At 68.2% G+C, this 25036-nt stretch carries 23 protein-coding genes; 8 read left to right on the forward strand and 15 right to left on the reverse strand.

Annotated features, from left to right (window positions below):
• The first annotated feature begins 35 nt into the window (after nucleotides 1-35).
• On the forward strand, nucleotides 36-1181 hold the full coding sequence (locus ACSQ89_RS20335; RefSeq protein WP_436290951.1) for a glycosyltransferase family 4 protein: 1146 nt from the start codon (nucleotides 36-38) through the stop codon (nucleotides 1179-1181).
• Nucleotides 1178-1840 (forward strand): acyltransferase, encoded by a 663-nt coding sequence (locus ACSQ89_RS20340; RefSeq protein ID WP_212733616.1) that lies wholly within the window; start codon nucleotides 1178-1180, stop codon nucleotides 1838-1840. The genes ACSQ89_RS20335 and ACSQ89_RS20340 overlap by 4 nt, the downstream gene beginning before the upstream one ends.
• Nucleotides 1841-1887: 47 nt before the next feature.
• Here ACSQ89_RS20340 and ACSQ89_RS20345 read toward each other — a convergent pair whose 3' ends face one another.
• Nucleotides 1888-2490: a short chain dehydrogenase gene (locus ACSQ89_RS20345; RefSeq protein ID WP_436290950.1), complete on the reverse strand. Its 603-nt coding sequence runs from the start codon at nucleotides 2488-2490 to the stop codon at nucleotides 1888-1890.
• A 98-nt stretch (nucleotides 2491-2588) separates the two neighbouring features.
• Between ACSQ89_RS20345 and ACSQ89_RS20350 the strand changes: the two genes are divergently transcribed.
• Complete coding sequence (locus tag ACSQ89_RS20350) at nucleotides 2589-3470, forward strand: LysR family transcriptional regulator (RefSeq protein WP_093102957.1); 882 nt, start codon at nucleotides 2589-2591, stop codon at nucleotides 3468-3470.
• A gap of 20 nt (nucleotides 3471-3490) precedes the next feature.
• Here the strand turns inward: ACSQ89_RS20350 and ACSQ89_RS20355 are convergent, their stop codons facing one another.
• From ACSQ89_RS20355 to ACSQ89_RS20365, 3 genes are all read right to left on the reverse strand, one after another.
• Nucleotides 3491-4588 (reverse strand): BMP family ABC transporter substrate-binding protein, encoded by a 1098-nt coding sequence (locus ACSQ89_RS20355; RefSeq protein WP_436290949.1) that lies wholly within the window; start codon nucleotides 4586-4588, stop codon nucleotides 3491-3493.
• Nucleotides 4589-4666: 78 nt separating this feature from the next.
• Entirely contained in the window at nucleotides 4667-5062 is a 396-nt protein-coding gene (locus ACSQ89_RS20360) for a hypothetical protein (protein WP_436290948.1), read from the reverse strand.
• An 82-nt stretch (nucleotides 5063-5144) separates the two neighbouring features.
• On the reverse strand, nucleotides 5145-6032 hold the full coding sequence (locus ACSQ89_RS20365; protein WP_093102953.1) for a LysR substrate-binding domain-containing protein: 888 nt from the start codon (nucleotides 6030-6032) through the stop codon (nucleotides 5145-5147).
• A gap of 79 nt (nucleotides 6033-6111) precedes the next feature.
• Between ACSQ89_RS20365 and ACSQ89_RS20370 the strand changes: the two genes are divergently transcribed.
• Together ACSQ89_RS20370 and ACSQ89_RS20375 are read left to right on the forward strand one after the other, a co-directional pair.
• Entirely contained in the window at nucleotides 6112-7269 is a 1158-nt protein-coding gene (locus tag ACSQ89_RS20370; protein ID WP_093102951.1) for an MFS transporter, read from the forward strand.
• A gap of 5 nt (nucleotides 7270-7274) precedes the next feature.
• The gene (locus tag ACSQ89_RS20375) at nucleotides 7275-7895 is read left to right on the forward strand and encodes a pyridoxamine 5'-phosphate oxidase family protein (RefSeq protein WP_093103260.1); all 621 of its coding nucleotides are present in this window, start codon (nucleotides 7275-7277) and stop codon (nucleotides 7893-7895) included.
• 5 nt (nucleotides 7896-7900) lie between these two features.
• Here the strand turns inward: ACSQ89_RS20375 and ACSQ89_RS20380 are convergent, their stop codons facing one another.
• Nucleotides 7901-8830, reverse strand: coding sequence for a LysR substrate-binding domain-containing protein (locus ACSQ89_RS20380; RefSeq protein WP_436290947.1), 930 nt, complete (start codon nucleotides 8828-8830; stop codon nucleotides 7901-7903).
• Between the two features lie 81 nt (nucleotides 8831-8911).
• Here ACSQ89_RS20380 and ACSQ89_RS20385 point away from each other — a divergent pair, with 81 nt between their 5' ends.
• Together ACSQ89_RS20385 and ACSQ89_RS20390 are read left to right on the forward strand one after the other, a co-directional pair.
• Nucleotides 8912-10183 (forward strand): MFS transporter, encoded by a 1272-nt coding sequence (locus ACSQ89_RS20385; RefSeq protein WP_436290946.1) that lies wholly within the window; start codon nucleotides 8912-8914, stop codon nucleotides 10181-10183.
• A 137-nt stretch (nucleotides 10184-10320) separates the two neighbouring features.
• Complete coding sequence (locus tag ACSQ89_RS20390) at nucleotides 10321-10668, forward strand: hypothetical protein (RefSeq protein WP_093102947.1); 348 nt, start codon at nucleotides 10321-10323, stop codon at nucleotides 10666-10668.
• Nucleotides 10669-10691: 23 nt separating this feature from the next.
• Here ACSQ89_RS20390 and ACSQ89_RS20395 read toward each other — a convergent pair whose 3' ends face one another.
• From ACSQ89_RS20395 to xdhA, 10 genes are all read right to left on the reverse strand, one after another.
• The gene (locus ACSQ89_RS20395; protein ID WP_093102945.1) at nucleotides 10692-11732 is read right to left on the reverse strand and encodes an adenosine deaminase; all 1041 of its coding nucleotides are present in this window, start codon (nucleotides 11730-11732) and stop codon (nucleotides 10692-10694) included.
• Nucleotides 11732-12721 carry a Rieske 2Fe-2S domain-containing protein gene (locus ACSQ89_RS20400; protein WP_436290945.1) on the reverse strand — a complete coding sequence of 330 codons (990 nt, stop codon included), beginning with the start codon at nucleotides 12719-12721 and terminating at the stop codon, nucleotides 11732-11734. The genes ACSQ89_RS20395 and ACSQ89_RS20400 overlap by 1 nt, the downstream gene beginning before the upstream one ends.
• Nucleotides 12722-12787: 66 nt before the next feature.
• The gene (locus ACSQ89_RS20405) at nucleotides 12788-13957 is read right to left on the reverse strand and encodes a BMP family ABC transporter substrate-binding protein (RefSeq protein ID WP_093102942.1); all 1170 of its coding nucleotides are present in this window, start codon (nucleotides 13955-13957) and stop codon (nucleotides 12788-12790) included.
• A 51-nt stretch (nucleotides 13958-14008) separates the two neighbouring features.
• Complete coding sequence (locus tag ACSQ89_RS20410) at nucleotides 14009-14929, reverse strand: ABC transporter permease (protein ID WP_436290944.1); 921 nt, start codon at nucleotides 14927-14929, stop codon at nucleotides 14009-14011.
• Entirely contained in the window at nucleotides 14929-16083 is a 1155-nt protein-coding gene (locus ACSQ89_RS20415) for an ABC transporter permease (RefSeq protein WP_436290943.1), read from the reverse strand. Before ACSQ89_RS20415 ends, ACSQ89_RS20410 begins: the two co-directional genes overlap by 1 nt.
• A complete protein-coding gene (locus ACSQ89_RS20420) occupies nucleotides 16076-17608 on the reverse strand; it encodes an ABC transporter ATP-binding protein (protein ID WP_436290942.1) in 1533 nt (510 codons plus the stop codon). Before ACSQ89_RS20420 ends, ACSQ89_RS20415 begins: the two co-directional genes overlap by 8 nt.
• A 65-nt stretch (nucleotides 17609-17673) precedes the next feature.
• A complete protein-coding gene (locus ACSQ89_RS20425; protein WP_093103257.1) occupies nucleotides 17674-19020 on the reverse strand; it encodes an NCS2 family permease in 1347 nt (448 codons plus the stop codon).
• 92 nt (nucleotides 19021-19112) lie between these two features.
• Nucleotides 19113-20060: a LysR family transcriptional regulator gene (locus ACSQ89_RS20430; RefSeq protein WP_093102938.1), complete on the reverse strand. Its 948-nt coding sequence runs from the start codon at nucleotides 20058-20060 to the stop codon at nucleotides 19113-19115.
• Between the two features lie 150 nt (nucleotides 20061-20210).
• Entirely contained in the window at nucleotides 20211-22637 is a 2427-nt protein-coding gene (gene xdhB, locus ACSQ89_RS20435; protein WP_436290941.1) for a xanthine dehydrogenase molybdopterin binding subunit, read from the reverse strand.
• 1 nt (nucleotide 22638) lies between these two features.
• On the reverse strand, nucleotides 22639-24219 hold the full coding sequence (gene xdhA / locus ACSQ89_RS20440) for a xanthine dehydrogenase small subunit (protein ID WP_436290940.1): 1581 nt from the start codon (nucleotides 24217-24219) through the stop codon (nucleotides 22639-22641).
• A gap of 239 nt (nucleotides 24220-24458) precedes the next feature.
• On the opposite strand from xdhA, the gene ACSQ89_RS20445 reads away from it, so the two are divergent.
• Entirely contained in the window at nucleotides 24459-25004 is a 546-nt protein-coding gene (locus ACSQ89_RS20445) for an Rrf2 family transcriptional regulator (protein WP_436290939.1), read from the forward strand.
• The last annotated feature ends 32 nt before the right edge of the window (nucleotides 25005-25036 follow it).

Genomic DNA, 25036 nt, shown 5'->3' on the forward strand with positions numbered 1-25036 from the left:
CGCCGACCGCCGCGCATGCAGGTATTGTCCCTAACATGAAAGTGCTTCTCATCGGGAACTACGTCCCCGACGGCCAGACCAGCATGCTGGCCTTCAAACGCATCCTGGAACGTGAACTCCCCCGCAACGGCTGCGAGCTGCGCGTGCTCACGCCGCCCCGGCGGGTGCTGCGGGTGCCGACCACTTCGCGCCTGTGGAAGTGGCTGGGCTACGTGGACAAGTTCATCCTGTTCATCCCCTCGATCGGGCGCCATCTGCGCTGGGCCGACGTGGTGCACGTGACCGACCATTCCAACGGCATGTACATCCCCTGGGTCAAGAAAAAGCCCAATGTCATCACCTGCCACGACGTGATCGCCGTGCAGGCCGCCAAGGGCATGGTCGAAGGCTGGAACGTGAGCTGGACCGGGCGGCTGTTCCAGCGGCTGATCGTCAAGGGGCTGGCGGCGGCCGATCTGGTCACCTGCGTATCGGATCTGACCCGGCGCGAGCTGCTGGCGCTGGGTCTCGCGCAGGAGCCCAGGGTCAGCGTGGTGCTCAACGGCTTGAACGACGATTTCCGGCCCGTGCCGCCCGAGGAGGCGCAGCCCCTCGTCGAAGGCCTCGGGATCTCGGCGCGCGACAAGTACCTGATCCATGTCGGCTGGGACCTGGCGCGCAAGAACCGCCGCACGGTGCTCGAGGCCTTCATCGCGCTGCAGGAGCGCGCGGCCGCGAGCGGCGTCGCGGCGCCGGTGCAGCAGCTCCTGTTCGTCGGGCCCGAGCTGGTGCCGGAGATGGCCGAGCTGGCGCACAAGCGCGGCGTGGCCGACCGCGTCAAGACAGTGCAAGGCGTCTCGCACGAGCAGCTGCGCGCCCTCTACGCCGGCGCGACGGCGCTGCTCTTCCCCTCGCTGCAGGAAGGCTTCGGCTGGCCGATCATCGAAGCCCAGGCCTGCGGCTGCCCGGTCTTCACTTCCGACCTCGCACCGATGAACGAGATCGGGGGGCCGGGCGCGGTCTACGTGAACCCCCACGATCCCGCCGCCATCGCGGCGGCTATCGAGCAGGCGGCGCCGCGCTTCGAAGAGATGCGCCGGCTCGGCATCGAAAACGCCACGCACTACAGCGCGGCGCAGATGGCATCGAACTACGTGGCGGCCTACCGGCGGGTGATCGAAGAGCGAAAGACCGCCCGGTGAAGAAGCTGCTGGCGCTGGCCGTGGTGTTCCTGCCCTGGGCGCTCAAGCGCCGGGTGCTGCGCCGCTTCTGGGGCTACCAGATCGCCGACGGCGCGCGCATCGGGATGTCCTATGTCTTTCCGGGGCAGCTGGTCATGGGCGAAGGGGCCTACATCGGCCACTTCAACGTTGCCATCCACCTGGGCCGGCTCGAATGCGGCGCGCATTCGGTGATCGACCGCTCCAACTGGATCACCGGCCATCCGCCGAAAGGCGCCCACTTCACCCATCGCGCCGATCGCGATCCGACCCTGACGCTGGGCGAGCACGCGGCCGTCACCAAGCAGCACATCATCGACTGCACCGATCGCGTCGACATCGGCGCCTTCACCACCATCGCGGGCTACCGCTCGCAGCTGATCACGCACGGCATCAACGTGGTGGACAACCGGCAGGACTGCAAGCCGATCCGCATCGGCGCCTATTGCCTGGTCGGCACGCGCGTCACGGTGCTCGGCGGCGCCGCCCTGCCCGACCGTTCGATGCTGGGCGCGGGCTCGGTGCTCAACAAGGCGCACACCGAGGAGTACGCGGTCTATGCGGGCTCGCCGGCGGTGCAGGTCAAGACGCTCGATCGCGACGCCAAGTACTTCCACCGCGAGCGCGGCTTCGTGCACTGAGCCGGCCGCCGTTGACGTCTGATGAACATCGCCCATCCCGGCGCGGCTCATTGCCACACGCGGTACACGCGCCCCGTCTGCGAGCCTTCGACGCTGCGCACATAGCCCAGCGCCGCCCGCGCGGCCGGCACCGATTCGAAGCCGGGAAAGAAGGAGCCGTAGCTTGGCAGCGATTCGGTCAGCACCGTCGGGCTCACCGCATTGATGCGCAGCCCGCGCGGCAGCTCGGTGGCGGCCGCGCGCACGAAGCCATCGACCGCCGAATTGACCGCGGTCGCGTTGGCGCCCTGGCGGATCGGCTCCTCGGCCACGATGCCGGTGGTCAGTGTGATCGAGCCGCCGTCGCGCAGCACGTGCTGGCCCAGCAAGGCGAGCCGCACCTGGCCGAGCAGCTTGTCCTGCAGGCCCACATTGAAATCGGCCGGCCGCATCGAGGCCAGCGGCCCGAAGAAAAGGTTGCCGGCCGCCGAGACGATGGCATCCAGCGGGCCGACGGCGGCGAACAGCGCCTCGACACTGGCATCGCTGGTGATGTCGACGCGCCAGTCGCCGTGCTGGCGGCCTGCGCTCAGCACCTCGTGGCGTTCGGCCAGCGCCTCCACCACCGCACTGCCCACCGCGCCGTTCGCGCCCACCACAAGAATCTTCATGACCTGCTCCATCGATTGAAAGAAGCAGATTCTTCTGTGCATCGCTCGATCGATAAATGACGCTACGCTTCGTCCATTCGAAAGCAACGGTTAGCAATATGGACAAGCTGCGCGCCATGGAAGTGTTCGTCGCGACGATCGATGCCGGCAGCTTCGCGGCTGCGGCGGAAGCGCTGGACATCTCTGCCGTGATGGTCGGCAAGCACATCCGCGCGCTCGAAACCGAGCTGGGCGCGCGCCTGCTCCAACGCACCACGCGCCGCCACACGCTGACCGAGATCGGCGCCGCTTACCTCGAGCGCTGCCGCGACGTGCTTGCGAGCGTGCGCACGGCCGACGGCGTGGCCGAAGCGCTCAGGGCCGTGCCGCAGGGCACGCTGCGCGTCACGGCGCCGGTGGCCTACGGCGCGCACCGCCTGACGCCGGTGATCGGCGACTACCTGGCGGCGCACCCGCAAGTGAAGGTGGAACTGAATCTCAATGACCGCATGGTCGACCTGGCCGAGGAAGGCTTCGACTGCGGCGTGCGCTCGGGCACGCCGATGGACGAACGCCTGATCGCGCGGCCGCTGGCGCGCTCGCGCATGTTCGCGGTCGCGAGCCCGGCCTTCGTCGCGCGCCATGGCATGCCGGCCTATCCGCGCGAGCTCGAGGCGCTGCCGCTGCTCGGCTTCGCCGCCTGGGGGCCCGATCATTCATGGCGCTTCACGCGCGGCGGCGAGACGGCGCACGTGCCGGTGCGCGGCCCGCTGGCCACCAACAATGGGCAGGCCTTGCTCGCGGCGGCCCTGGCCGGCGTCGGCGTGATCGTGCAGGCCGATCCGCTGCTCGCGCCGGCACTGGCCTCGGGCCAGGTGGTGCAGCTGCTGCCGGACTGGGACTTGCCGACGCGCGAGGTGCACATCGTGCGGCTGCCGGAGGCCCGGCCCAGCGCCAAGCTGCGCAGCTTCGTCGACTTCGTGGTGGAACGCCTCGGCTGAGGGAGGGCCTGTTCAGGCGCTCAGCGCGCGATGCGCCCCTGCACGCCCTCGGCCAGCCAGTTCATCGTGAGGATCTGGTCGTCGCGCAGGCTCATGCCCTTGGCGATGGCGAGCTTGCCCTCGTTGTCGCGCACGTCCTCGACCGCGCGAAAGACCTGCAGCTTGCCGCTGGCGATGTCCTGCTGGCGCGCCAGCACCTCCTCCTGCACCGCCTTCGGCACCTTGGGCCCGAAGTCGCCGACGCGGATCATCCCTTCCTTGACGCCGCCCCAAACGCTGGTGGCCTTCCAGCTGCCGTCGAGCACGGCCTGCGCGCGCTGCGTGTAGTAGGCGCCCCACTGGTGCGTGACGGCGACGATCTGCGCATCGGGCGCGACCTTGCGCATGTCGGAGTGGTAGGCCACGGCCATCTTGCCGCGCTCCTGCGCCGCGGCCATGACGGCGGTGGAGCCGGTGTGGAAGGCGATCACGTCCACGCCCTGGTTGAACAGCGTCATCGCGGCATCGCGCTCCTTCGGCGGGTCGAACCACGCATCGAGCCAGACGACCTTGACCTGGGCCTGCGGATCGACCGAGCGCATGCCGAGCGTGAAGGCGTTGATGCCCTGCAGCACTTCGGGGATCGCGAAGCCGGCCACGTAGCCCGCGATATGGGTCTTCGTCATGCGGCCGGCCGCGACGCCGGCGAGGTAGCGACCCTGGTAGTAGCGCGCGTTCGCGGTCGCGACGTTGGACGCGGCCTTGTAGCCGGTGATGGATTCGAACTTCACGTCCGGGAAATCGCGCGCCACCTTGAGCGTCGGCTCCATGTAGCCGAAGCTGGGCGTGAAGATGAGCTTGTTGCCCTGCTGCGCAAGATCGCGGATCACGCGCTCGGCATCGGCGCCCTCGGGCACGTTCTCGACGAAAGTGGTCTTCACCTTGCCGGGCAACGCGGCCTCGACGGCCTTGCGGCCCTCTTCATGCTGGCGCACCCAGCCGGCATCGGTGATGGGCGCGACATACACGAAGCCGATCTTGAGCGGATCGGCCGCGGGCTTCGGTTGGGAGAATGAAGGCGATAGAAAACAGGCGGCTGCGAGCGCCGCAATGGCGCTGCCCGCGAGGTTTTTGTACATGGTGTTCCTCTACATGGCCCCAGAAAGAAAAGGGCGCTGTGGGGCAGGAGCGCCGGGCGGTATTTTACCGGCGCGCGCTCAGCCGCTACGCGACCGGCTTCCGCGCGTGCTTCTCATGGCGTCGCTGCGCTGCTTCTGCAGTTCCTTCAACTGCGCCAGCTGGCCCGGGCAGTCCGAAGGCGTGGCGACCAGGACGAGCGGGCTGCGCCGCCGCGCTGCGATGGATTTCTCGACGTCCGCCGGGTCGCGGCCCTTCGAGACCAGGCCGCCAGCAACCGCGGCCCTGGAATGCAGGAAGAAGGCTTTCTCGAAGGCCGGCGTGCCGCAGCGCGCGGCGATCACGCGGTAGTCCGCCTCCTGCTGTTCGTTGGGCGCCGCCAAGGCGAGCTCTCTTGCGCTCTGGGCACTGGCCGGAAGGCAGATGCCCACGACGGCTGCCGATGCGAGTGCAGCAAATTCCCAACGCGCTTTCATGTTCCGCCCCGTCTCAACACGAATGTGTTCAGCGCTTCATCGTACGTCCGCGCCGGCTTTTTGGGGGGACCGTTTGCGTGAACTATTGCGCGCGCCGCATCTCTTCTTCGAACCATTCGGCAACGCACCGCGCCTCGGGCACGGCATCGGGCGCGAGGCCGTAGTAGTAGCGCGTCAAGGGCATGCGCAGTGCAGGCAGGGCCGGCTGCAATCGCCCCGAGACGAAGTCATGCGCGAGCAGCGAGGTCGGCGCCAGCGCAATGCCCAGCCCGTCGACCGCCGCCTGCAGCACGAAATGCAGGTGGTCGAACTGCAGCCGGCCGGCCGGCTTCGTCCGCGGTGCGCCGACCTGCTTCTTCCAATCGTCCCAGTCGCTCTTGCGCGTCTTCGCCGACAGCAGCACGTGCGATGCCAGCGCGCGCAGATCTGCCAGAGGCTGCGATCTGAAGAGCGCCGGCGCGCCGACGACCAGCACCTCGTCTTCGAGGAAGGGACTCACCCGCATGGAAGGCGGCCAGCCCTCGAGTCCGCGCCGCACCGCGATGTCGAAGCCGTCGGCGGCCTGCGCCGGCGCGACCGTGCTGGTGACGACCTGGGGCTCGATGTCCGGATGGCGTTCGACGAAAGAAGGCAGCCGCGGGATCAGCCAGCGCACCGCGAAGGACGGCCGCACGTTGATCCGCACCGCGCGGACGGGCGCCTCTCTGCCGAGCGCCCGCGCCGCGGCGCCGATCTGCTCGAGCGCAGGGCCGACCTCGGCGAAGAACTGCTGTCCTTCCGCGCTCAGCGTGACCTGCCGGATGCGCCGCTCGAACAGGGCGACGCCGAGAAATTCTTCGAGGCTGCGAATCTGCCGGCTCACCGCGCCGTGCGTGACATGAAGCTCGACCGCCGCGCGCGTGAAGCTCTGGTGCCGCGCCGCCGCGACGAAAACGCGGATGGCGTTCAGTGGCGGTTCGCGGGTCGGCATGCGTGCGATTTTCTCACGCATGCCGGCGCACGAATGTCGTTTGTCAGGGCAAGCCCGCGCAACGCACCATCGGGTCCTGATGCCTCGAACCCCGCCCGCTGCCGCCGACCTGAACTCGCGCCGCGCCGCCCTCGCACTGGCGCTCTCGCTGCCGGCGGACACCGTGCTCTACCTGCTCCTGCCCATGTACGCGGCGCAGTTCGGCCTGACGCTGGCGGAAGCCGGCATGCTGCTCGCGGCGAACCGGCTGGTGCGCATCGCCGGCTATGGCCAGGTGGCGCGCCTCTATGCGCAGCGCGGCGACCGCCCGACCTGCACGCTGGCCGTGGCGACGGCGGCGCTCTGCGCGCTGGGCTACGCAACGCTCTCGGGCTTCTGGGCGCTGCTGCCGCTGCGGCTGCTGTGGGGCCTGTGCTTCGCGGGCCTCAACCTTTCGACCCAGTCGCTGGCAACGGCAGATCCGGTCGGCGCGGCCCGCCGCAGCGGACGCTCGCGCGCCTTCATCGCCATCGGGCCGGTGCTCGCGCTGCCCGTGGGCGCGCTGCTCGCGCAATCGACCGGGCCGCGGCCGATCTTCTTCGTGCTCGCTGCGGTGTCGCTCCTCGGCCTTTGCGCGGCACGCAGGCTGCCCTCTGCACCGCACCGCATTGCGACGCCGGTGCGGCGCTTCCAGCGGCCCAACAGCCTGGATGCCTGGTCCTTCATGGAAGGGTTGACGCTGGACGGGCTCTTCATCGTCGGCCTGTCCTACCTCGGCAAGGATCTTCTGCCGGGCGGCGCGGTGGTCGTGGCCGGCCTGCTGATGGCCTTGCGCTACCTGGCGGAAATCCTTCTGAGTCCGGTCGGCGGCCGCATGGCCGAGCGGCTGGGCGCCGAGCGCCTGCTGGTCATCCTGTCGCTGCTCACCGCCGTTGCGCTGGCGGGTTTCGGCGCCGGCTGGCTGTGGAGTTGCGCCGCCGCCATCGTCGTGCTGCGCGCCTTGCAACTGCCGCTGCTGCCGCCCATCGTGGCGCGGCGCACACCGGGGCCCGGGCGTGTTCAGGCGCTGGCCGCACGCTCGGTGTGGCGCGACATCGGCGCCGGCACCGGGCCCCTGCTCGCGGGGCTCCTGCTGCCGGTCGCTTCCCCGCTGTGGCTCTACGGCCTTCCGGCGCTGCTGCTGGCACTGGCCGCACTGGCGTGCGGGCGAGAGTCGAAGCCAGCCGTGTACCTCCCATCCACTGCCCCGAGGAAATGATCTCCATGACCCAGCCCCATGCCATCGAAACCCTGGCCCAGCTCGAAGCGCTGTTCGGCCATCCCGGCGAGGCCTCGATCAAGAAAGAAGTGCCCTATCTGCATCCCTCTTACCAGGCGTTGATTGCGGCCTCGCCCTTCGCCGTGCTTGCCACCTGCAATCCGGGCGGCCTCGACGCTTCGCCACGCGGCGACCCGCCGGGCTTCGTCGCGGTGCAGGACGAGAAGACGCTGCTCATGCCGGAGCGCCGCGGCAACAACCGCATCGACAGCCTGCGCAACATCGTGGCCGATCCGCGCGTGGCCTTGCTGTTCCTCATCCCGGGCGTCGGCGAAACGCTGCGCGTGAACGGCCGCGCCGGCATCACGGTCGCGCCCGATCTGTTGGAGCGCTTCGCGGTCGATGACAAAGAGCCCCAGTGCGTGGTCATCATCCGCGTGGAGTCGGTGTTCTTCCAGTGCGCGCGAGCCATTCAGCGTTCCCGGCTGTGGGCGCCGTTGCCGGTCGATGCAGAGCGGTCGGTACCGACGCCGGGCGCCATCCTGGCCGCGCTCACCGCCGGCGAGTTCGATGGCGCGACCTACGACCGCGAACTGCCGGCGCGCCAGGAACGCACGCTGTACTGACATGCTCACGCGCCGGGCACACCCGCGCGCACCGCCTCGCGCAACAGCTCCGCCAGCCGCGCCACCGGCGCTTCGGGCTCGGCCTGCGCGCGGTACATGGCCAGCGCCATCTGCGGCAAGGCCGGCAGGCCGGTGCCGGCGCGATCGAGCACGCGCACATGCGAAGGCAATCCGAAGGGCGTTCGCGCCGACAGGCCGAGCCCTGCCGAGGTCGCGGCCCACAGCGCCGCGAGGCTGGCGCTGGTGAACGCATGCCGCCACGGGATGCCCGCGCGGTCGAGCACGGTGGTGACGATCTCGCGCAACGGACATGGCGCGTCGAGCAGCACCAGCGGCAGCGCCTCCTTCGACTTGCGCGCGCCGGGCCGCTGGCGCTCGGTCCACCACGGCACATCGAGCGCCTCGGGCGCCGCCGGGCCCACCCATTGCAGCGGAAGGCGCACCAGGCGCTCGCCGTGCGCCAGCGACAGCCTGCCCTCCACCTCCCAGATCAGCGCCAGGTCGAGCTGGCCCAGGTCGAGCCGCTCGCGCAACTCGGCGCTGCGTGCCACGCAAGCCTCGATGCGCACCTTGGGATGCGCGCGCGAAAAACGGCCGAGCACGCCGGGCAGCAGCGTCTCGCCCAGGTCCTCCTGCAGGCCCAGGCGCACCCAGCCCTGCAGATCGACGCCGCGCATCGCAGCCGCCGCTTCGTCGTTGATCTCGAGCAGGCGGTGCGCATAGGCCAGCATGGTCTGGCCCGCGTCCGTCAGGTCGAGGCCGCGCCCGGCCTTGCGGAACAACGGCGTGCCGGCCTGCGACTCCAGCTTCTTGAGCTGCGCGCTCACGGCCGAGGTGGAGCGCCCCAGCTTGTCGGCCGCGCGCGCAAAACTGCCTAGCGCGATGCCGGTGGAGAAGCTGCGCAGCACATCGAGGTCGAACATCACCTGGGCCATGACGATCCTGTTTTTTGGGATGATTGGTTGATTATTTTCTGATTTTCAGAACTCTGGCAACAGCCGACACTGCGTCGCACGATGTCATCCGATCCCCATTTCTCTCCCCGGCACCGCTGGAAGGTGCTCGCCGCCGGCGTGGCCGCCAACGCCGCCTTCTCGGTCGCCTTCAGCGGCATTCCGATGACCGCCGTGCTCATGCGCTCGGGCTACCGGCTCGACAACGCGACGCTGGGCCTGGTGCTCGGCCTCATGGGCCTGGGCATCGCCGTCAGCGAACTGCCCTGGGGCCTGCTCACCGACCGCTGGGGCGATCGGCCCGTGCTGCTGACCGGGCTCGGCGCCACGACGGCGGCGCTCGTCGCAATGGCGCTGTTCGCCGCGCCCACGGCGCAGCAAGTGCCGGGCCTCGGCTGGCTCGGTGCGGGCCTGCTCCTTGTCGGCCTGCTCGGCGGCAGCGTCAACGGCGCCAGCGGGCGCGCCGTGATGACCTGGTTCGCGGACGGCGAGCACGGCCTTGCGATGTGCATCCGGCAGACGGCCGTGCCGCTGGGCGGCGGCATCGGCGCGCTGGTGCTGCCCGTGGTCGCGCTGCACTTCGGTTTCGCGGCGCTGTACGGATTGCTGGCCGCGCTGTGCGCACTGAGCGCCCTGCTCTGCCGGGCCTGGGTGCATGAGCCGCCGGCCGCGCCGCGCGCAACACCCGCAGCGCACGTTGCCGCGCCACACAACGGCCCGCTGCGCGACCCGCGCGTCTGGCGCATCGTTGCCGGCATCGGCATCCTCTGTGCGCCGCAGTTCGCGGTGCTGTCCTTCGGCACCGTGTTCCTGCACGACTTCGGCCATGCCGGCCTCGCCGCGATCACCGCCACCATGGTGACGGTGCAGGTGGGCGCGATGGCGATGCGCGTCTGGAGCGGCCGCTGGACCGACCGCCGCAGGAACCGGCCGGCCTACCTGAGCGCTTGCAGCATGCTCAGCGTGCTGCTGTTCGCCGCGCTCGGCGCAGTGTCGCTAGCCGGCGATGCGACGGTTGTCGATTCATCGACGCTGCACATCGTGCTGATCGTCTTGCTGGCCGCTTGCGGCGTCTGCGTCTCGGCCTGGCACGGCGTGGCCTACACCGAGCTCGCCGTGCTCGCGGGCGCTGCGCGCGCCGGCACCGCGCTGGGCATGGCCAACACCAGCGTGTTCGCGGTCTGCTTTCTCACACCCTTGTCGATTCCGCACCTGCAGGCCTTGCAGGGCTGGCCACTGGTGTGGTTTGCGGCCAGCGCCTGCGCGTTGATGGCGCTGCCGCTGCTCGTACCAATACAGAGGACCCGGGTCGAGACCGTGGGCGTACGACCGTGAGAGGTACAAGTGCCGCAATCAGTACAAAGGCAGAATCCAACGCACAGACATCGGCAGAATAGTGCTGTGAATTCAGGGTCAACAGGAAGCCAGAGCAAGAGCCTCCAGCTGCCGTTCATGTCAAACGCACGAAGCCCATGGCGTACACGTATCTCTTCTTCCAACCCACGCGTCTGCCGCTCGAGCCGCACGAACTTAGCGAGGCTACGGTCCTTCCGTTGAACAACGGTGTTGCAATGCGGGCAGCACTGGCACGCGCGATTCATGCCATCGATTGGGACAGTGATCATGTCGGTCGCACCCAGATCGACGGTCAATGGATTGAACTTCACGTTCCTGCGGCAAAGGGCACACTCAGCCTGCGATGCTCGCTGCGAGCGGACCACTCAGCGATCGTTCAGCGCCTGTGCGACCAGCTTGGTTGGCTGGCGTTCGACGAGCGACCTATGTGCTATCAACCGGACCGGGTCCCGATGCCCGCCTAGCGAAATCTCGTCACAGCCCTGCGTCAAGCCCGCGCAAAGGCCTCGTTCAGCCGATCCATCCAGCGCCCCTTCGTCGCCGCGTCGACAAAACTCCCCTCGAAGCTGTTGGCCGCCAGCTGCCACGCATGCTGCGCCGTCAGGCCGGTCGCTGCGAAGGTCTGGACGAAGTTCTCGTTCATGTAGCCGCCGAAGTAGGCCGGGTCGTCCGAGTTCACGGTCGCGACCAGGCCGGCGTCGAGCAAGGCGCCGAGGTTGTGCTGCGCGAGATCGGGAAACACGCAGAGCTTGAGGTTGGACAGCGGGCAGACGGTGAGCGGGATGCGGTCCGCTGCCAGGCGCTTCATCAGCGCGGCGTCCTTGGTGCTCTGCACGCCGTGGTCGATGCGCTCGACCTTGAGCACGTCGAGCGCGCTCCACACGTAGGCCGGCGGACCCTCTTCGCCCGCGTGCGCGACCAGGTGGAAGCCGAGCTCGCGGCAACGCGCGAACACGCGCGCGAACTTCTCGGGCGGATGGCCGAGCTCGCTGGAATCGAGGCCAACGCCGATGAAGCGGTCGCGAAACGGCAGCGCCTGTTCGAGCGTGGCGAAGGCGTCTTCCTCGCTCAGGTGGCGCAGGAAGCACAGGATCAGCGCGGCGCTCACGCCGAGCTTGCTCTTCGCGTCGACGCAGGCGCGGTGCAGGCCGTCGATCACGGTCTGCATCGCGACGCCGCGCACCGTGTGCGTCTGCGGGTCGAAGAACATCTCGGTATGGACCACGTTGTCGGCCGCGGCACGTTCGAGGTACGCCCAGGCCATGTCGTAGAAGTCCTGCTCCGCAAGCAGCACGCTGGCGCCCGCGTAGTAGATGTCGAGGAAGCTCTGCAGGTTGGTGAAGGCGTAGGCGCGGCGCAGCTCTTCCACGCTGGCGTAGGGAATGGCCACGCTGTTGCGCTGCGCGAGCGCGAAGATCAGCTCGGGCTCGAGCGAGCCTTCGATGTGCATGTGCAGCTCGGCCTTGGGCATGGCGCGCAGCAGCGCGGGCAGGCGGTCGGCGGCAACGGGAGGAACGGTGTAGGTCATCAGCAGACTCCGAAAGTGATGCCGCGCGCCAAGAGGTGCCGGCGGTAGAAAGACGAGGCCTTGTCGGCCGCGGTGTGCAGCTCGGCGCGCAGGTCCAGCGGCAGGCGCTTGGGCTGCTGCGATTCGAGCACCGGTTTGTCCTGCAGGAAGATGGTGTCCTGGAATGCGCGCAGTTGCGCATCATCGCGCGCAAAGTCGGCGGTGGCGAGACGGAACCACACCCGGCTGCACTCCGCATCGACGGGGCAGATGAAGAGCGCGATCGATTCCTGGTAGCCGTCGATGCCCACGCTCGCCGCTTCGGGGATCTTGGTCAGAACCGCGGCATAGGGCGCGGTCACCTCATAGCTGTACTCCACCTTCGCCGGCGCCGTCGAATTGATCGTGGACTGCGGCTGCCAGGCCTTGCAGCCGGTCGCGAGCAGGCCGCCGGGCGTGGCCTCGACGCGGTAGTCGTCGATGGCCGTCATGTCGCGCGCGCCGAGCCAGCCTTCGTGCACGAAGCCGAAGTGCGCCATGTCGAGGAAGTTCTCGACCAGGCGCGGCGCGCTGGTCTCGACGTTGTAAGGGCCGCAGTTGAGCTTGCGCAGCTGCACGTCGTGCTCGGCCGCGAAGGCCGGCAGCGCGCCACCCTCGCCTTGCAAGCGCACCCAGACCAAGCCATGGGCTTCCTGCACCGCATGCATCGTCGCGCGGTGCGTGGCCGGCGGCTGGAAGTCTGGCAGCGCGGGCACGTGTGCGCACCGCCCACCGGTCGCGAACTGCCAGCCGTGATACGGGCACTCCAGCCTCGTGCCGCCTTCGCAGGCCACCACGCGGCCCAGCGAGAGCTGCGCGCCCCGGTGCGGGCAGCGGTCGGCCCAGGCCTGCACCGCACCGGCGGCGTCGCGCCACAGCACGAGGTTTTCGCCGAGCAGGCGCGCGGCGAACGGTGCGCCAGCTACTTCATCGGTGAGCGCAACGGGATGCCAGAGTTCTTTTTCGATCATCGTGAGCGTTGGGAAACGAAAAAGGGTTGCCGATCGGCAACCCTTCAGAACGAAAACTCCGACGGCTTACTTCTTGTCGCCGCCCGGCACCTTGCCCTCGACGCCCTTGACGTAGAAGTTCACACCCGAGAGGAACTTGTCGTCGGCGACCGCGTCCTTGGCAACCAGTTCTTTGCCGTCCTGCGCGACGATCGGGCCCTTCCAGATCGAGAAGCTGCCGTCCTTCAGGCCCTTCTTGACTTCCTCGACCTTGGTCTTGATCGGGGCCGGCACGTCTTCGGCCAGCGACACGATGTCGATCGCGCCTTCCTTCACGCCCCACCAGGTCTGGCCGGTGGCCCACTTGCCGTCGAGCGCGTCCTGCACGGCCTTGGTGTAGTACGGCGTCCAGTTGATGACGGCCGAGGCCAGGTGGGCCTTGGGACCGTAGGCGGTCATGTCCGAATCCCAGCCGAAGGCGCGCTTGCCTTTTTCCTGCGCGGTCTTGAGCACGGCCGGCGAGTCGGTGTTCTGGAACAGCACGTCGGCGCCGCCGTTGATCAGCGCGGTGGCGGCCTCGGTCTCCTTCGGCGGGCTGAACCACTCGTTGACCCACACCACCTTGGTCGTGACCTTCGGATTGACCGATTGCGCACCCAGCGTGAAGGAGTTGATGTTGCGCAGCACCTCGGGGATCGGCACCGAGCCGACCACGCCCAGCGTGTTGCTCTTGGTCATCGCGCCCGCGATGATGCCGGCCATGTACGCGCCTTCGTAGGTGCGGCTGTCGTAGGTGCGCATGTTCTCGGCCGTCTTGTAGCCGGTGGCATGTTCGAACTTGACATCCTTGTTGTCGCCGGCGACCTTGAGCATCGGCTCCATGTAGCCGAAGGTGGTGCCGAAGATCAGCTTGTTGCCCTGGCCCACCATGTCGCGGAACACGCGCTCGGCGTCCGCCGACTCGGGCACGCTCTCGACGAAAGTGGTCTTGATCTTGGCGCCGAATTCCTTCTCGACCGCCTTGCGCGCGTTGTCGTGCGCAAAGGTCCAGCCGCCGTCACCCACCGGCCCGACATAGGCGAACGCGACGTTCAGCGGCGCTGCGGGCGCGGGCGCCGCGGCGCTCGGAGCCGGTGCCGGCGCAGCAGGTGCAGGCGCCGGCGCTTCTTCCTTCTTGCCGCAGCCGATGAGGGCGGCCGAAGCGACCGCGGTGACGGCAGCCAGCTTGAGCAGGGAACGCTTGTTCAGATCATTCATTGTCGAAATCCTCAAAAGGACAGGTTGGCAGAGAAACAAAACGAAACTCAATTATGAGCCGGGGTAGAAGGGTTTCCCGATCGATGCCGGCATGTTGACGCGGATGAAGGCTGGGTTGCGCGAGATCAGCGCCAGCACCACGATCGGCGCGATGTACTGCAGCATGCTGAGGAACTGGCTGGGCACGTCGACGCCCGTGCTCTGCAGGTGAAAACCCAGCATCGAGACGCCGCCGAACAGGTAGGCGCCGAGCAGCACGCGCACCGGCCGCCACGTCGCAAAGGTGGTGAGCGCCAGCGCGATCCAGCCGCGGCCCGCCACCATGCCTTCGACCCAAAGCGGCGTGTAGACCGTCGACAAATAGGCGCCTGCAAGGCCGCACAGCGCACCGCCCGCGATCACCGCCAGGAAGCGGATGCGCCGCACCGGATAGCCCAGCGCATGCGAGGACTCCGGCGACTCGCCGACCGAGCGCAGCACCAGCCCGGCGCGGGTGCGATAGAGGAACCAGATGAGGCCGATGGTGAGCAGCACCGCGAAGTAGACCATGGGGTGGTGCCGGAACAAGGCCGACCCGATGAGCGGAATGTCGCCCAGCACCGGCAGCGCGTAGTTCGTGCTCTCGGGCAGCTTGGCCTGCACGAAGTTGATGCCCGCGAAGGCCGAGAAGCCGACGCCGAACAGGCTCAGCGCGAGCCCGGTCGCGTACTGGTTGGTGTTGAGCCAGATCACCAGCACGCCGAAGAAGGCCGCCAGCAGCGCGCCGGCCGCAGCGCCGGCAAGAAAGCCGAGCCAGGTGTTGTGCGTGACCACCACCGTGGCGAAGCCGGCGATCGCGGCGCACAGCATCATGCCCTCGGCGCCGAGGTTCACGATGCCGGCCTTTTCGTTGATCAGCAAACCCAGCGCCGCGATCGCGAGCACGGTGCCGGCGCTGAGCGTGGAGCCGATGAGGAGTGCATAGGATTCCATCAGATGGCTCCTTCGGTGACCTGGGCGGTGACAGGGGCAGTCAGTGGCGTGCTGGCCTGAAGTGACGAGGTACCGGCCGGCGCAGCCACCGCTTTGGGCGCCGACTTGCGCCGGATGCGGTAGGCGATCAGCGTGTCGCACGCCAGCAGCGTGAAGAGCAGCAGGCCCTGGAACACGCCGGTCAGCGACTTGGGCAGGCCCAGGCGCGACTGCGCGAGCTCGCCGCCGATGTAGAACATGCTCATCAGGATGGCCGAGAAGATCATGCCCACCGGATGCAGCCGGCCGACGAAGGCCACGATGATCGCGGCGAAGCCGTAGCCCGCCGGCACATAGGGCGTGAGCTGGCCGATCGGGCCCGCCACTTCGAGCGCGCCCGCGAGGCCGGCCGCGCCGCCCGAGGTGAGCAGCGCGATCCACACCGCGCGCCGCGCCGAGAAGCCGGCATAGCGCGCGGCGGCCGGCGCCAGGCCGCCGACCTGCTGCGCGAAGCCCGAGCGCGTGCGGAAAAGGAACACCCACAGGGCCGCCGCGCCGATCAGCGCGATGACCAGGCCGATGCTCACGCGCGAGCCCTTCATGAGCCGCGGGATCTGCGTCACCGCCTCGAAGGTCTTGGTCTGCGGGAAGTTGTAGCCCATCGGGTCTTTCCAGGGTCCGTAGACCATGTAGCCCAGGAGCAGCGTCGCGACGTAGACCAGCATCAGGCTCACGAGGATCTCGTTGGCGTTGAACTTGTCGCGCAGGAAGGCCACGATGCCGGCCCAGACCATGCCGCCGAGGATACCGGCCACCAGGATCGCCGCCACGATCCACGAGCCCGTGGTCTTGTCGGCCAGCAGCGCCACGCCGCCGGCCGCGATGGCGCCGAACACGAACTGCCCTTCGGCACCGATGTTCCAGACGTTGGAGCGGAAGCACACGGCCAGGCCGAGCGCGATGATGAGCAAGGGCGTGGCCTTGACCATCAGCTCGCCCAGCGCATAGCCGCTCTTGATCGGCTCCCAGAAGAAGACCGCGAGGCCCTTGACCGGGTCCTTGCCCAGCAGCGCGAAGAGCACCATGCCGATCAGCACCGTGATGAGCAGGGCCAGGATCGGCGAGCCGTAGCTCCAGAAGCGCGAGAGCTGCGGGCGGGGTTCGAGCTTAAGCATGGGCCACCTCCTTCGCTGCAGCCTGGGGGGCGTTCCACAGGCCGCTCATCCATTCGCCGATCTGCGGCACGGTGGCCGCCGCGCGGTCGATCGAGGGCGAGAGCCGGCCCTTGGCGATCACGTGCAGCCGGTCGCTGATCTCGAACAGCTCGTCGAGCTCTTCGCTCACCACCAGCACCGCGCAGCCGGCGTCGCGCAGCGCCAGGATCTCGCCTCGGATCAGCGCCGCGGCGCCCACGTCCACGCCCCAGGTCGGCTGCGAGACGATGAAGATCTTCGGATTGGCGTCGATCTCGCGCCCGACGATGAACTTCTGCAGATTGCCGCCCGAGAGCGAACGCGCCGCCGCGCCGGGCCCGCCGGCCTTGACGTTGAAGCGCCGGATGATCTCGCCGGCATGCTGCTGCAGCGCACCGGTGCGGATCCAGCCGCCCTGGCCCACCGCGTTGCTGCGGGTGAGCAGCATGTTGTGCGCGAGGCTCAGCGTCGGCACCGCGCCGCGGCCCAGCCTTTCCTCGGGCACGAAATGCAGGCCCAGCGCGCGCCGCCTGCGCGGCCTGAAATGCGCGGCCGGCTGGCCGAAGACCTCGATCATCGGCGCCTCGGCGCGCGTGTCCTCGCCGGAGAGCGCGTAGAGCAGCTCTTTCTGGCCGTTGCCCGACACGCCCGCGATGCCCACCACCTCGCCGGCGCGCACGTCGAGCGAGATGCCGTCGAGGTCGACGCCGAACTGGTCTTCGCGCGCCAGCGTCAGGCCCTTGACCCGCAAGGCCACCGCGCCCGCATGCACCGGCCGGTGCTGCAGGGGCGGCGGCTCGGCGCCGATCATCAGGCGCGACAGCGATTCATTGCTTTCGTTCTGCGGGTTGCACACGCCCGTGACCTTGCCGCCGCGCAGCACCGTACAGGCGGTGCAAAGCTCGCGGATCTCGTGCAGCTTGTGACTGATGTAGAGGATGCTGCAGCCTTCAGAGGCCAGCTTCTTGAGCACCACGAAGAGCTTGACCACTGCTTGCGGGGTCAGTACCGAGGTCGGTTCGTCGAGGATCAGGAGCTTGGGGTCGGTGAGCAGCGCGCGGATGATCTCCACCCGCTGCATCTCGCCGACCGAGAGCGTGTGCACCGGCCGCGACGGGTCGATGTCGAGCCCGTACTCGCTCGCCTTGGCCGTGATGCGGCGCGTGACCTCGGCCAGCGCCAGGCTCTTGTCGAGCCCGAGCCAAACGTTCTCGGCCACGGTGAGCGTGTCGAACAGGCTGAAGTGCTGGAACACCATGCTGATGCCCAGCGCCCTCGCCTCCTGCGGGTTGCGCACGGTGACCGGCTGGCCGTTGAAGGTCACGCTGCCTTCGTCCGGCTTCACGGAACCGTAGATGATCTTCATCAGCGTGGACTTGCCGGCGCCGTTCTCGCCGAGCACGGCATGGGTTTCGCCCGGCGCCACCGTGAGCGAGACGTCGCTGTTGGCGACCACCGCGGGATAGCGCTTCGTAATGTGCGCGAGCTGAAGTCTTTGGATTGTCATGCCTGTGCCTGGCCTTTGGGTTGTTGTTGCCCTGAACCGCCCTTGGGACGATCGCCGCATTTTCGTCAGTGTCCGCCGATATAGATGAACTTGAAAAGGAACACGCCGCCAATGAGCCACACCATCCAGTGCACCTGCCTGGCGCGGCCCGTGAACAGCTTCAGCACCGCATAGGTGATGAAGCCGAAGGCCAGGCCGTTGGCGATCGAGTACGTGAAGGGCATCGCCAGCGCCGTGACGGCGGCCGGGATCACTTCGGTCGTGTCGTCCCAGTCGAGCTCGGTGATATCCCTAAGCATCAAACAGGCCACGAAGAAAAGCGCCGGTGCGGTCGCATAGGCCGGCACCGAGCCGGCCAGGGGCGAGATCACCAGAGCGGCCAGGAACAGCACCGCCACCGTGAGCGCCGTGAGGCCGGTGCGCCCGCCCGCCTGCACGCCGGCCGCGCTTTCCACGTAGGCCGTGGTGCTCGAGGTGCCCAGCAGCGAGCCCGCGAAGATCGCGCCGCTGTCGGCCAAGAGCGATTTGTTGAGCCGGTCCATCTTGCCCGGCACCAGGAGGCCGGCGCGCCGGGCCACGCCCATCAGCGTGCCAGTGGCGTCGAAGAGCTCGACCAGGAAGAAGACCAGGATCACGTTCAGGATGCCGCCAGAGAGCGCCGACTTGATGTCCAGCTGCAGGAAGGTGGGCGCGATCGAGGGCGGCGCCGAGAACACGCCGTGGAAGGTGTTGCCGCCGAAGAAGAAGGACAGCACCGTCACCGCGATGATGCCGATCAGGATCGCGCCGGGCACCTTGAGCCGGTCGAGCACCACGATCGTGAAGAAGCCCAGCGTCGCCAGCACCACCTGCGGCGTGTGCAGGTCGCCCAGCGTGATGTAGGTGGCCTTCGACGGCGCGACGATGCCCGCGCTCTTGAGCGCGATGATCGCGAGGAAGAGGCCGATGCCGACCGTGATGGCCAGCCTTATCGACTGCGGGATGCCGCGGATGATCAGCTCGCGCAGCTTGAAGAGCGTGACCAGCAGGAACAGGCAGCCCGAGACGAAGACCGCGCCGAGCGCCGCCTGCCAAGTGAAGCCCATCTGCAGCACGACCACGTAGGCGAAGTAGGCGTTGAGCCCCATGCCGGGCGCCAGCGCGATCGGGTAGTTGGCGTAGAAGGCCATGATCGCGGTGCCGAGCGCGGCGATCAGGCAGGTGGCGACGAACACCGCGTCCTTCGGCATGCCCGCATCGCCGAGGATCGACGGGTTGACGAAGATGATGTAGGCCATCGTCAGGAAGGTCGTGAGGCCTGCCACCAGCTCGGTGCGCACTGTCGTGTTGTGCTCCTTGAGCTTGAACATGCGCTCGGCCCAGCCGGTGGCCGGGCGTGCAGAGCTGGTGTCGTGCTCGCTGATGTCGAGCATCTGTTGTGTGCGGTTCATCGCGTTGTCTCCGTCTCTCTTATGTATATGGCGTGGGTCGCAGTCGCGACGCCCGGCGCGAGTGGAAGAACTGCCTAGCCGGCAGCGGGAAGCGACGGCCTCAGCGAGGCCGCCACGGCTTTGGTTCGCTCGCGCAGCCAGCGCGCGGAGCTCGATGAATGGGTGCGCTCATGCCAGAGCTGGTAGTACATGAGGCGCGGCAGCGCGATCGGGCACTCGAGGATCGCGACCGGCAGGCGGTCGACAAAACGCTCGCAGTACTGGCGACCGGTGGTCAGCACCAGCAGGCTCGAGGCCACCATGTCGGGGATCAGGCTGAAGTGCGCGCAGCGCGCCGTGATGTTGCGCTGCCGGCCCAGCTCGTCGAGCATCTGGTCGATGATGCCGCGCGCGCCGGGGTGCATGGGGGTCGGCGCCACGTGCTCGGCCGCGAGCCAGGTCTCGAGCTCCCAGCCGCGGCGCACGGCCGGATGGTCCTTGTTGACCAGCGAGACGATGTCGTCGGCGAAGAGCCGCGCCATGTGCAGGTCTTCCGGCGGCTTGAGCCAGTTGCCGATCACCAGGTCGACCTGGCCGAGCGACAGGTGCGCGTGATAGTCCGAATCGGACGAGAGCGAATGGATCTCGATGTGGCACAACGGCGCCTGCGCCTTGACCTGCGCCACCAGCATCGGCAGGAACAAAGGGTCGAGGTAGTCGCTGGCCGCGATGCGGAAGGTAGTGGACGCGGTCTGGGGATCGAAGCCGCGCGCATCGGAGAACAGCATCTCCGCGGCGCGCAGGATGCTGGCGGCCGGATCGATCATGCGCAGCCCCGCATCGGTCGGCACCATGCCCGAGCCCGAGCGCACCAGCAATGGGTCGCCCGAGAGCTCGCGCAGGCGCTTCAGCGCTGCAGAAACTGCAGGCTGGTACATGCCCAGGCGGATGGCGGCGCGCGAGACGCTGCGGTCGGTCAACACGGTATGTAGAACCCTGATGAGATGAAGATCGATCTTGTCGAGAAGCGCCTGGTCTCTCATAAGCTGCCCGCATGTTGCTGAATGTGTGGGCAGTTATACAGCGCTGAATTCACGTTAAGTCCGTTCGGGCTGAGCTTGGCCTGTCCTGAGCTTGACGAAGGGTCGAAGCCTTGCGCGGCCCTTCGACAGGCTCAGGGCGAACGGGTCGGGTTATGCGGATGCGCTCTGCACCGCAGTGATCGCTCGGAGAATCGACTCGCTGGTGGCCGGCGCGGTCAGCGGCGGGTCCACCTTGTGCTTGCCCACGGCCGACACGGCATCGCGGATCGCGAAGAAGACCGAGAAGGGCAGCAGGAGCGGCGGCTCGCCAACCGCCTTGCTGCGATGGATCGAGTCCTCGAAGTTCTGGCCTTCGAACAGGCGCACGTTGAACACCGGCGGGCAATCGTTGGCCGTCGGGATCTTGTAGGTGCTGGGCGCGTGCGTGGTGAGCAGGCCGGTCTTCGGATGCCACACCAGCTCTTCGGTCGTGAGCCAGCCCATGCCCTGGATAAAGGCGCCTTCGACCTGGCCGATGTCGACCGCCGGGTTCAGCGACTTGCCGGCGTCGTGCAGGATGTCGGCGCGCAGCAGCTTCCACTCGCCGGTGAGCGTATCGACGATCACCTCGCTCACGGCAGCGCCGTAGGCATAGTAGAAGAAGGGGCGGCCCTGCATCCGGTCCTTGTCCCAGCTGAGGCCCGGCGTGGCATAGAAGCCGTCGGACCAGAGCTGCACGCGGTCGAGGTAGGCCTCGCCGACGACCGTGCTGAACGACAGCGAGCGGCCGTTGACTTCGACCTGGTCGTTGGCGAAGCGCACCGCGCTCGCCTCGCCGCCGTGGCGCGCCGCCGCGCAGGCGGCCAGGCGATCGCGGATCTGGCGCGCGGCGTCCTGCGCGGCCTTGCCGTTGAGGTCGGCCCCGGTCGATGCGGCGGTGGCCGAGGTGTTGGCCACCTTCTGCGTGTCGGTGGCGGTGACGCGCACGCTCTCGAAGCTCACGCCGAGTTCGTGCGCCACCACCTGCGCCACCTTGGTGTTGAGCCCCTGCCCCATCTCGGTGCCGCCATGGTTCACGAGGATCGAGCCGTCGGTGTAGACATGGACCAGCGCGCCGGCCTGGTTGAAGTGCTTGACGTTGAAGGAGATGCCGAATTTCAGCGGCGCCAGCGCGATGCCGCGCTTGAGCACCGGGCTCTTGGCATTGAAGCCCGCGATCTCCTCGCGCCGCGCGCGGTAGCCGCTGGTGCCTTCGAGCTCGGCCACCAGCTCGTGGATGATGTTGTCGCTGACGAGCTGGCCGTAGGGCGTGACGTTGTGCTCCGTCTTGCCATAGAAGTTGATGCGCCGCACGTCGAGCGGGTCGCGGCCCAGCTCGCGCGCCACGGTGTCGAGGATGTTCTCGATCGCGATCGCGCCCTGCGGGCCGCCGAAGCCGCGGAACGCCGTGTTGCTCTGCGTGTTGGTGCGGCCCGAATAGCCGTGCATCGCCACGTCGGGCAGCCAGTAAGCGTTGTCGAAGTGGCACAGCGCGCGCGTCATCACCGGGCCCGAAAGATCGGCGGAGTGGCCGGCGCGCGAGACCATCGAGATTTCCGCGCCGAGGATGCGGCCCTCGTCGTCGTAGCCGACCTCGTACTCGTACCAGAAACAGTGGCGCCGGCCGGTGATCAGGAAGTCGTCGTCGCGGTCGAGCCTGAGCTTGACCGGGCGCTGCAGCTTGTTCGCCGCCACCGCCGCCACGCAGGCGAAGAGCGCCGACTGCGACTCCTTGCCGCCGAAGCCGCCGCCCATGCGCCGGCACTCGACGTGCACTTCGTTCGCATGCAGGTGCAGCGCATGCGCCACCAGGTGCTGCATCTCGCTCGGATGCTGGGTCGAGCAGTGCACGTGCATCGTGCCGCCCTCCTTCGGGATCGCGTAGCTGATCTGGCCCTCGAGGTAGAACTGCTCCTGCCCGCCGACGTCGAGCGTGGCCTTCAGCCGATGCGGCGCCTTCGCGATCGCGGCCTGTGCGCCGCCCTCGTTCGTGCTGCGCACGAGATGCATCGGCGGCAGCACGTACTGGCCCTTCTCATGCGCCTGCTGCGGCGTGATCACCGGCGGCTCGGCCTCGACGTCCATCGCGTCCTTGGCGCAGGCCGCGGCGCGGCGCGCGGCGTCGCGCGTCTCGGCGATCACGGCAAACACGGGCTGGCCCAGGTAGCGGATGTCGCCGCTGCAGAGGATGGGGTCGTCGTGGATGATCGAGCCGCAGTCGTTGCTGCCCGGAATATCGGCCGCCGTCAGCACCGCCACCACACCGGGCATGGCGCAGATGGCTTCGAGCTTCATGTTCTGGAGCCGGCCATTGGCCACCGGCGACAGCCCCAGCGCGCAGTGCAGCGTGCCCGCGAGTTCGGGGATGTCGTCGATGTAGGTGGCCTCGCCGGCCACGTGCAGGTGGGCCGATTCGTGCGGCCGGCTGATGCCGACGCGCGCACCGTCGTCGTGCGCCTTGGCCTCGGCGCGCGCATCGATGCGCGCGGCAGTGTTCTTCAGGTAGTCGGCAAAGGCCTCTGCCGATTGCAGCAGGGCGAGGTCGATGGGCTTGTTCATCTCAGACTCCTTGCAGGGCCGCATGGGGCATCACGCTCCAGACGCTGGTGGCTTCCACCGGCAGCGGGTCGGCGGTACGCGTTTCGAGCCACAGCCGCTGCAGCAGGTTCTGCGCCACCTGCAGGCGATAGTCGGCACTGGCGCGCATGTCGGTCAGCGGCTTGAAGTCCTGCGCCAGCGCAAGCTTGGCCGCGTTGACGCTGGCCTGCGTCCAGGGTTTGCCCACCAGTGCCGCCTCGGCCTGCGCGGCACGCTTGACGACCGCAGCCATGCCGCCGAAGGCCAGGCGCACTTCCTTCACCACGTCACCGTCGAGCGCGATGGAAAAACCGCCGCACAGGGCCGAGATGTCGCAGTCGAAACGCTTGCTGATCTTGTAGGCGCGCACCTGGCGCTGCATGGCTGCGAGCGGCACCACGAGCCCTTGCACGAACTCGCCGGGCTCCAGGCGGTTCTTCATGTAGTCGACATAGAAGTCGGGCAACGGCATGCGGCGCACCCGCTCGCCGCGGCGCAGCTCGATCTCGGCGTCGAGCGACATCAACACCGGCGGCGAATCGCCGATCGGCGAACCGTTGGCGACGTTGCCGCCCATGGTGCCGGCGTTGCGTATGGGCGGCGAGGCAAAGCGCAGCCAGACGTCGGTCAGGCTGGGCAGGCGTCGTGCCAGCGCGCCGAAGGCGGCCTCGAGCGAAGCGCCGGCGCCGATGTAGAGCGCATCCCCGCGCTCTTCCACCACCTTCATCTCCGCGACGTCGCCGACGAAGATGATGTCGCCCAGGTCGCGGAACTGCTTGTTGACCCACAGGCCGACGTCGGTCGAGCCCGCGAGCAGCTGCGCCGCGGGCTTGGCTTCGCGCAGCGCGGCCAGGTCGGCCAACGTGGTCGGGGCGTGGAAGTGGTCCATGCGCTGGCCCAGCGGCGCGGCGTAGTCGAAGCTGTTTTCGTGCTTGAGGCTGGCGAGCGCGGTAACGACCGGCTCGGCGTCGAGCCGCACGCCGGGCAGGTCGAACATGCGCTGGCCGGCATCGAGAATCGGGCGGTAGCCGGTGCAGCGGCACAGGTTGCCCGAGAGATCGTCGGCCAGCTGCTGGCGCGTCGGCCGCGTGCCCCCGGCCTGGTGGTGTTCGTAGGTGGACCACAGCGACATCACGAAGCCCGGCGTGCAGAAGCCGCACTGCGAGCCGTGGCAGTCGACCATGGCCTGCTGCACCGGATGCAGGCGCGTCACCGCGTGCTTGTCGTGCTGCGCGGTGTCACGGCCCTTGCTGCATTGCGCCTTGAGGTCTTCGACCGTGAACAGCGCCTTGCCGTGCAGCGTGGGCAGGAACTGGATGCAGGCATTCACCGTCGAGAGGCGCAGTCCGCCCACCGCATTCGCCTCGCCGGCTTCGGCCAGTTCGCCGATCACCACGGTGCAGGCGCCGCAGTCGCCCTCGTTGCATCCTTCCTTGGTGCCGGTGCAGCGTGCGTCCTCGCGCAGCCAGTCGAGCACCGAACGCGTCGGATGCACGCCGCTCACGTCGACGATCCGGCCGCGGTGGAAGAAGCGGATGGGTTGGGTGCTCGGGGTCATGCTCATGCTCGTGGGAGGCAACTCGTGGTGGCGATCAAAAACCGTGCCTGCGAAGTTAGTCCTTTCACAAGCCGCATGCATACCATCGTGCCCATATGGCCTATGTGGGGGCCGGTATGTGACGCCCGGGAAAACCCTTGGTCGAGGCGCGAGCCAGCCGAGCCGACGGCTAAGATCCGCGCTCCACGTCCCGCCGGGTCCCTTCGGCCTCCAAGGGTCGAACGCAAAGGAAAGAAGAACATTCGATGCGACTCACCACCCGAGGTCGTTTCGCCGTCAGCGCGATGATCGATGTGGCCCTCCACGGACAGGCGGACCCGGTCAACCTGGCCAGCATCAGCCGCCGCCAGCAGGTGTCCCTCTCCCATCTGGAACAGCTGTTCGGCAAGCTGCGCCGCCACGGTCTGGTGGTGTCGACGCGCGGGCCCGGCGGCGGCTACTCGCTCGGCCGCAAGGCTGCGGACATCAGCGTGGCGGACATCATCTTTGCGATCGACGACCCTGCCGCCGCCGAGGCGGCGAAGCAAGGGCGAGCCGCAGCTCCCGGCCACCCGAGCCGCTATGCGACGGACGAACTCTGGGCCTCGGTGAACCGTTGCGCCGTCGAGTTCCTCGATGCCGTCACACTCCAAAGCCTGGTCGACGAACAGATCGCGAGCGGCGTGCAGCCCGAAAGCAAGCAGGCCGAGCGGCGGGCCCCGGCCTCTTCCGCGCGAGCCAAGCCACTGCTTCCGGACACGCCCAACTCGGTCTTCGCGCTGGGGCGGATGCTGGCGACGAAGCGTTCGTGAGACGCTCGAACACGCCTCTCCCCCCATCTGCC

It is taken from the genome of Variovorax sp. LjRoot175, assembly GCF_964253805.1.
Classification (GTDB): domain Bacteria; phylum Pseudomonadota; class Gammaproteobacteria; order Burkholderiales; family Burkholderiaceae_C; genus Variovorax.